Annotated in this window: 9 protein-coding genes; 3 read left to right on the forward strand and 6 right to left on the reverse strand. The window is 66.2% G+C overall.

The window, feature by feature from the left end; translation table 11 throughout:
* Positions 1-840: an ABC transporter permease gene (locus FQU96_RS41315; protein WP_178131178.1), complete on the forward strand. Its 840-nt coding sequence runs from the start codon at positions 1-3 to the stop codon at positions 838-840.
* Positions 837-1,637, forward strand: a complete 801-nt coding sequence (locus tag FQU96_RS41320; protein WP_146547289.1) for an ABC transporter permease — start codon at positions 837-839, stop codon at positions 1,635-1,637. The genes FQU96_RS41315 and FQU96_RS41320 overlap by 4 nt, the downstream gene beginning before the upstream one ends.
* A gap of 316 nt (positions 1,638-1,953) precedes the next feature.
* Here the strand turns inward: FQU96_RS41320 and FQU96_RS41325 are convergent, their stop codons facing one another.
* On the reverse strand, positions 1,954-2,850 hold the full coding sequence (locus FQU96_RS41325) for a LysR substrate-binding domain-containing protein (protein WP_178131180.1): 897 nt from the start codon (positions 2,848-2,850) through the stop codon (positions 1,954-1,956).
* A gap of 100 nt (positions 2,851-2,950) precedes the next feature.
* On the opposite strand from FQU96_RS41325, the gene FQU96_RS41330 reads away from it, so the two are divergent.
* Positions 2,951-4,276 carry an FAD-binding oxidoreductase gene (locus FQU96_RS41330; protein ID WP_178131182.1) on the forward strand — a complete coding sequence of 442 codons (1,326 nt, stop codon included), beginning with the start codon at positions 2,951-2,953 and terminating at the stop codon, positions 4,274-4,276.
* 58 nt (positions 4,277-4,334) lie between these two features.
* On the opposite strand, the gene FQU96_RS42420 is transcribed toward FQU96_RS41330, so the two are convergent.
* The 5 genes from FQU96_RS42420 to FQU96_RS41350 form a co-directional block, all read right to left on the reverse strand.
* A complete protein-coding gene (locus FQU96_RS42420; protein ID WP_178131184.1) occupies positions 4,335-4,484 on the reverse strand; it encodes a hypothetical protein in 150 nt (49 codons plus the stop codon).
* 325 nt (positions 4,485-4,809) lie between these two features.
* On the reverse strand, positions 4,810-5,223 hold the full coding sequence (gene mscL, locus FQU96_RS41335; RefSeq protein ID WP_146547292.1) for a large conductance mechanosensitive channel protein MscL: 414 nt from the start codon (positions 5,221-5,223) through the stop codon (positions 4,810-4,812).
* Positions 5,224-5,313: 90 nt separating this feature from the next.
* Positions 5,314-5,709 carry a hypothetical protein gene (locus tag FQU96_RS41340; protein ID WP_146547293.1) on the reverse strand — a complete coding sequence of 132 codons (396 nt, stop codon included), beginning with the start codon at positions 5,707-5,709 and terminating at the stop codon, positions 5,314-5,316.
* Positions 5,706-6,059: a hypothetical protein gene (locus FQU96_RS41345; RefSeq protein WP_146547294.1), complete on the reverse strand. Its 354-nt coding sequence runs from the start codon at positions 6,057-6,059 to the stop codon at positions 5,706-5,708. The genes FQU96_RS41340 and FQU96_RS41345 overlap by 4 nt, the downstream gene beginning before the upstream one ends.
* Positions 6,060-6,071: 12 nt before the next feature.
* Positions 6,072-6,832 (reverse strand): autotransporter outer membrane beta-barrel domain-containing protein (locus FQU96_RS41350; RefSeq protein WP_146547295.1); only part of this gene is annotated, 761 nt, incomplete at its 5' end.

Below are 6,832 nucleotides of genomic sequence, written 5' to 3' on the forward strand. Positions count from 1 at the left end.
ATGCGTGGTGCCACCGCAGCGCCCAAGAGCCTGGGCTGGCTGCTGCTGCCGGCTGGGCTGGTCCTCGCGCTCTTCCTGGGGGCGGTGGCGCTCCTCTTCCTGCACGCCTTCTGGACCAAGGACGGGTTCTCTCTCACCTATTTCCGGCAGATCCTCGATCGCGCCGACTATCACGACGTCTTCCTGCGCACCGTCTCGGTCGCGGCCGTCGTATCGGTGACGTCGGCGGTGCTGGCCTATCCCATCGCCTGGCTGCTCTGGCGCCTTCCCAGATGGCGTAACATCCTGCTGGTCGTCGTGCTGGTGCCGTGGCTGGTCAGCCTCGTCGTGCGCACCTATGGCTGGCTGGTCATCCTGGGCCCCAAGGGCTTCCTCAACGAAGCGCTGCGCTGGGCCGGCGTCATCGAGTCGCCGCTGCCGCTGATCTTCAACGATCTCGGCGTGGTGATCGGCCTGACCCATGTGCTGATGCCGTTCTCCGTGATCGCCACGCTGTCGGTGCTGCTGCAGATCGACAATCGACTGGAGGAGGCCAGTGAATCGCTGGGCGCCGGCGCGTTCAAGACGTGGTGCCGGGTCGTGCTGCCGCTGTCGTTGCCCGGCGTCTTCACCGGCATCGGCATCACCTTCCTGACCTCGATGGGCGCCATCGTGACGCCGATCCTGCTGGGCGGCATCCGCCAGAAGATGGCCGGCACGCAGATCTACCAGGAGGTCGTCTACAACTTCAACATGAGCAAGGCGTCGGCCTGGGCGCTCTGTCTGCTGATCCTGAGCGGGCTCGGCCTGGTGTTGCTGCGCACCGTCGAAGCCGCGCTCGTACCGAAGGCCGACAAATGAACGCGCCCCTGATCAAGCTCGGCCGCGCGGGCTCCCTGGCGCTGCTGTTCTTCCTGCCCGCGCCCATCGTGGTGATCGCCGCAACGTCGCTGTCGGCGGCGGGCTACCTGCGCTTCCCGCCGGGCGAGTTCAGCCTGCGCTGGTACACCGAAGCCGCCACCGACCCGCGCTGGATCGATGCGTTCTTCACCAGCCTCGGCATCGCCGCCGTCGTCGCGGTCACGGTGACGGCGATCGCCTTTGCCGGCGCCTATGCCTGCCATCGACTGCGGCCGCGCTGGCTGGCGACGTTCGAGCTCGTCGTCATGTCGCCCTTGTTCTTCCCGCATGCGGCGCTGGGCGTGGCGCTGGTGAACGTGCTGGCGCTCACCGGCCATCTCGGCACGGCGAGCGGCATCGTGGTCGCCCATGTCGTCTGCACGCTGCCCTTTGCCTGGCGGCCGATCATGGTCGCCTTGCAGCGCATCGACGGCGAGATCGTCGAAGCTGCCGCGCTGCTGGGTGCCGACGATCGCCGCATCGCCCTCGACATCGCCCTGCCGCTGGCCCGCTCCGGGATCGTCACGGCGCTGCTCTTTTCCTTCATCATCTCGTTCGACGAGGTGACGGTGACGATGTTCCTCACCGGGCCGCAGGTCACGACTCTGCCGGTGCAGATCTATGCCTTCATCCAGGAGAACGCATCACCGGTGCTGGCCGCGATCTCGACGGTGACGGTGGCGATGACCTTGCTGGTCGTGATGCTGCTGGAACGGCTGATCGGGCTCGAATTCTTCGTGACGCATGACCCGGCGTAGAGGGGGGCGCCACCATGTCGTCCTGAGCGAAGCGAAGGACTCTGCGGTGGATCGTTCAAAAGAACAGCGGCGCTGGCGATCATCAACGCCACGCGTGATCTTTACCGTCCCCCGCTTGCGGGGGAAGGTGGCGCGTAGCGCCGGATGGGGGGCGCTGCAACGGGAATGGTGTTTGTCATCGAATATCGACTCTGTTGCAGCAACCCCCATCCGCCCTTCGGGCACCTTCCCCCGCAAGCGGGGGAAGGTAAAAAATCACGAACGCTCAGAACGACGGGAACGGCGACTTCATCAAACAATGATCCGGCCGGGCCGATCAGCTCAGGCCCTTCGCCTTCAGGTGCGCCCTCAGGGCATCGAGAAAAGCGTCGGCCAGGCGCGACGGCTTGCGGTAGCGCGGCCGCATGGCGCGGAACAGGTAGCGGATCCTGGGCTCGAAGGGCACGACGGCGATGCCCTCACGGCGGTAGTCGCGGGCGGTGAAAGGCTCGACGATCGAAACGCCGAGCCCGCGGGCCGCCAGCGCGCAGGCCTCGGCCGAGGAATAGACGTCGATCTGCAGCTGCCGCTCGATGCGTTCCTGCTCGAACACCGCATCGATCAGATGGCGCATGCGGCCATCGAGCGGAAAGGACAGGAAGCGCTCGCCGCGCAGGTCGGCCGGGCGGATCACCTTGCGCCGCGCCAGCCGGTGATCGCCCGGCAGGACGCAGACCGCCGTGGCGCGGCTCAGCTCCTCGGCCACCATCGAGGGATGCTCGAACGGCATCATGGAGAAGCCCAGGTCGATCTGCTGGTCGATCATCTTCTGGTTGATGTAGGTCGAACTGCGGACATGGAAGCCGATGTGCGCCTTGGCGTGTCGCTTCATGAAGCTCGCCAGTACGTCGGGCAGGACGGTGCGGCCCAGCGCCGGTGTCGAACAGATCAGGAGATCGCCGACCTGGCGTTCGCGGATCTCGCGCGCCACTGCCGTCACCTGCTCGAGGCTGTGGTAGAGGCGGGTCACCTCGGCCTCGAGCAGGCGCGCCTCGCTGGTGGGCGCCAGGCGCCGCTTGATGCGCATGAACAGCGGATAGCCGATCTCGTGCTCCAGCCCGGCGAGGATCTTGCTCACCGCGGGCTGCGACACGCCCAGGCGCTCGGCCGCCGCCGTCACCGTGCCGTGGGACATGGTCGCCCGAAAGGCTTCGAGCTGGCGCGACGTGATCATCATAACTCCAGGGAATTTGAGCCACGCGACAATGGCTTTGACGCTCCAGGGCGACAAGGGAAAAGTCCGTGGCTTCGGCATTTCAGGCAAAGGTGCGTTCATGCCTTCCATTGATCAGTCCATCTTCAGCAGCGACTTCAAGGAAGAGCCTTACTGGTGGGAGGCGTTCCGTCCGCAGGCGATTGCGGCCACGACGTTGCCGGCCAAGACCGACGTGGTGGTGGTCGGCGGCGGTTATGCCGGGCTCGCCACGGCGCGTGCCCTGGCCGATGGCGGCGTGCAGAGCCTGGTGCTCGAGGCCGGTGAATTCGGCTCGGGCGCATCGACACGCAGCGGCGGCGCGTTGAGCGCCGGCCTGTCGATCGGCAAGAGCTTTACCGGACGAACGCTCGACTACGCGCCCGAGCTGGTGCGCGATGTCGTCGGGTGGGCGATCGACGCCTATCGCGGACTGATCGATCTCGTCGAACAGGAGAAGATCGACTGCCACTTGGAGCAGCGCGGCCGCTTCCTCGGCGCCTGTGCCGCCTCGCACTATGAAGGGCTGCGCACGCGCTTCGAGAAGCTGCGCTCGGGTGGCGCCACGGACTGCAAGCTGATCAGCCGCGAAGAGCAGCGCCAGGAGATCGGCAGCGACTTCTATCATGGCGGCATGGTCTTCGAGACCGCGGGCAAGCTGCATCCGGCGCTGTTCTATGGCGGGCTGCTGGCGGCGGCACGGCGGCGCAATTCGATCACCCTGGCGGGCGGTTGTCGCGCCACGGGGCTGCGCCGTGACGGCGAGGGCTGGCGGGTCACGACCGAGGCGGGCGAGGTCCGCGCGCGTCATGTCGTCGTCGCCACCAACGGCTATACGGGTGGCCTGACGCCGACACTGCAACGACGGCTGGTGCCGATCGCCAGCCACATCATCGCCACCGAGGAATTGCCGCCCGGCCTTGCGGCGAAAATCTGCCCCAAGGGGCGAACCTTCTCCGAGACGCGCCGCGTGCTGCACTATTACCGGCTCTCGCCCGACGGCAAGCGCGTGATCTTCGGTGGACGCGCCCGCTTCACCGAGATCCCCGGCGCGTTGCGGGCCCAGCTCCTGCACCGGGCACTGATCGAGCGCCTGCCGGAGCTGGCCGGCATCAAGGTGACGCACACCTGGCAGGGCAATGTCGCCTTCACCTACGATGCGCTGCCGCATGCCGGCGAACTCGACGGCCTGCATTTCGTCGTCGGCTGCAACGGCTCGGGCGTGTCGATGATGCCGTTCCTGGGTGATGCCATCGGCCGGTCGATCGCCGGCCGCCTGCACGGCAAGCTGCCGTTCGCGGATGCGGCCCTGCCGCCGATTCCGCTGTACTCCGGCAAACCCTGGTTCCTGCCGATGATCGGTGGCGCCTTCCGGGCGCTGGACTATATCGACGAAAAAGTGAGATGAACGCCGCCGTCCCGGGCACCTGTCACGTGGCGCTGCGCCGGGCTGTCGACAGCGGGGGTCACGCGCCGTCGCTCGGTGGTCGCACGGCGGCCTTGAGAACGTCGTTGCCGTTTATGTCCACGGTCCGGGTGATGTCGGCCTGACAGCTCAGGCACTTGAACACCTGGAACTCGAGATCGGCATCGGGGAGCTTGCTGCAGATTGTCATGACAGCTCTTCCGCCGCAGTGAGGGCACTGTCGGTAGTCCCCGGTTCTCTTGTCGCTCATGGACGGACAGGCAGTTCGGAGGCGGTATCTGGTACCGCTACGCTAACGCTTCCCCGGACGTGCGCCAACAATGAGTTGCGAGCCGGCGGCCGCGACCTCGGCTGCCCGTTTCAAGGCCGTGTGACGTCGGCACTCGGGCCGTACGCGACCCCCCGATCCGCCTGATCCAACGCTCTCTGGCGGGCTCCCCTGTGGCTACCGCGGCGCGAATGGGGTGACGGCTGCTCCCGTCGCGAGCAGCCGTCCCCTTCAGGCGGACTCTAGTCTATTTCTTGAGGATGTCGCGGATCTCGGTCAGCAATTCCTGGTCGCGCGTCGGCGCGGGCGGCGCCGCCGGTGCCGCTTCTTCGCGCCGCTTCATGCGGTTGATCCCCTTGACGACCATGAACAGCGCAAACGCGATGATCAGGAAGTTGATGGCGATGGTGATGAAGTTTCCATAGCCCAGCACCACGCCAGCCTTCTTGGCATCGGCCAGCGAGGCGCCCGACGGTACGCTGCCTTTGAGAACGGCATAGAGATTGGAGAAATCCACCGTCCCGAACATGCCGATGACGGGCATGATGATATCGCCGACGAACGATTCGACGATCTTGCCGAACGCCGCGCCGATGATCACGCCGATGGCGAGATCAAGGACGTTGCCCTTCATCGCGAACTCTTTGAATTCCTTGAACATCGACCTCTCACTCCTTCGCAAGACGACGGCGACGGTGCGCCGTCATGGGACCCTCGGCGCGGTCAGCCCGCGCCCCGCGCAAGGGGACGTTCACATCCCGGTCCGATCCGCATCGCCCGCGGGGGCGGCGCCGATGCTGCCGTCAACGTCCTGCGATACGCCCGCGCTGCGCGGCGGCAGCAACTGGTGATCGCGCAGCAGCATCACCCGGAACAGCTCGCTGCGATCCGCGGGGAGGCGGCTCAGCAGGGTCTCGATGAGATCCGGTTCCTCGATCGCGTGGGCATAGAGCGAGCGGATGTCCTTGAAGTGCGTGAAGACCGTTCGGGTGGCCACGCCCGAGACGGATGCCACGTCCGGAGCGGTGGGGCGCAGGGCACCGCGTCGCATCAGCGTACGACAGGCATTCACCATCTTGTCGTGCGTCGCGCGGCCGCGGATGCGCCGGCCGTCTTGTAGCTTCATCATTGCATCACCTTGGATCACGTCGACTTGTACTCAGCATGGATTTCCCTGATTCCGCGGTATGTCGGCTGTTGAACCAGCCCGTCGACGGTGAACGCCACGAAAGCCACACGCGCGACCAGGCGCGGCTCGATCCAATGGGCCAGGCGTCGGATCACCTGAGGTAGCTGGTGTGGAAACGGCGAGGTCTTGCGCGCCAGGGGTTCGAATTTCTGCTTCAATGGCAGCCACGCGGGCGTCGAAAGGGCTGTCTCTACCCAACCGGCATAACGCAACGGATCTTCTTCTGTAAGCGCCAGGATCAGTGCAAAGAACGCGCACGATTCCGACTCCACGTAGCCAGCGATGATGAAGTCTTGTTCCTGCAGCACGCTGCGTGCTCGCTACCAATGGAACCGCATGCCCATCTTGCCGTTGAGCGCGTGGCTCTTGCCGTTGAGGCCGATGTCGTAGCCGCCGCTGACATACAGCGTGCCGGTACGGCTGATCTGGCCGGTAACACCCAGGGTGAAGGAGGCCCAGGTGTCGCTGGCTTTCGAGCGGAAGGGCACGAAGCCATCGGCCGAGCTGAACGAGGTGCGGGGCGCGCCGAGGAACTCGTGCCACAGACCGGCCCGCACCCAGGCCGTCATCAGGCGGCGCTTTTCGCCCTCGGCCGGTTCGCCGCCGGGCGACCATGTCTTGGCCACGCGCACGGCCAGCCGGCCGGTCAGCGACTCGACGTCGTCGAAGCGCACGCGGGCCGCGGCATCGCCTGATTTGTCGAGCCAGATGCTCTGGTAGACCAGCTGCGCCTGCGGCTCGACCACCCAGTTGTTCTCGAACTTGAAGGGATAGCCGCCCTCGATCGACAGCGCGATGCCGACGCCGTTGGTCTTCAGGCCATGGAATCCGTCCGCCGACCGGGCGCGGGCATTGTACAGCGTGGCCTGCGCGATGCCATCGAGGTACCAGCCGCTGGCGCCGAAGTGGGTCCAGTACAGACCCAGCGAATAGCCGTCGATCGTGTTCTGGCCGGCGCGGGTGCCGGTGTAGTGATCGACCTGGGCCTCGATGCGGCCGGCGCCGAGATAGAAGCCGGCGTGATCGCGGCGGCCCTCGCTGTCCTCCTTGCGGTAGACGTCCATGCCGATCTGCAGGGCAT

Origin of the sequence: Reyranella sp. CPCC 100927 (assembly GCF_007859315.1) — a bacterium.
Classification (GTDB): domain Bacteria; phylum Pseudomonadota; class Alphaproteobacteria; order Reyranellales; family Reyranellaceae; genus Vineibacter.

Bases quoted from the DNA above. Each gene is read 5' to 3' on its own strand.
- FQU96_RS41325 (WP_178131180.1), bottom strand. From the start codon at position 2,850: ATGATCACGTCGCGCCAGCTCGAAGCCTTTCGGGCGACCATGTCCCAC.
- FQU96_RS41315 (WP_178131178.1), top strand. From the start codon at position 1: ATGCGTGGTGCCACCGCAGCGCCCAAGAGCCTGGGCTGGCTGCTGCTG.
- FQU96_RS41320 (WP_146547289.1), top strand. From the start codon at position 837: ATGAACGCGCCCCTGATCAAGCTCGGCCGCGCGGGCTCCCTGGCGCTG.
- FQU96_RS41330 (WP_178131182.1), top strand. From the start codon at position 2,951: ATGCCTTCCATTGATCAGTCCATCTTCAGCAGCGACTTCAAGGAAGAG.
- FQU96_RS42420 (WP_178131184.1), bottom strand. From the start codon at position 4,484: ATGACAATCTGCAGCAAGCTCCCCGATGCCGATCTCGAGTTCCAGGTG.
- mscL (WP_146547292.1), bottom strand. From the start codon at position 5,223: ATGTTCAAGGAATTCAAAGAGTTCGCGATGAAGGGCAACGTCCTTGAT.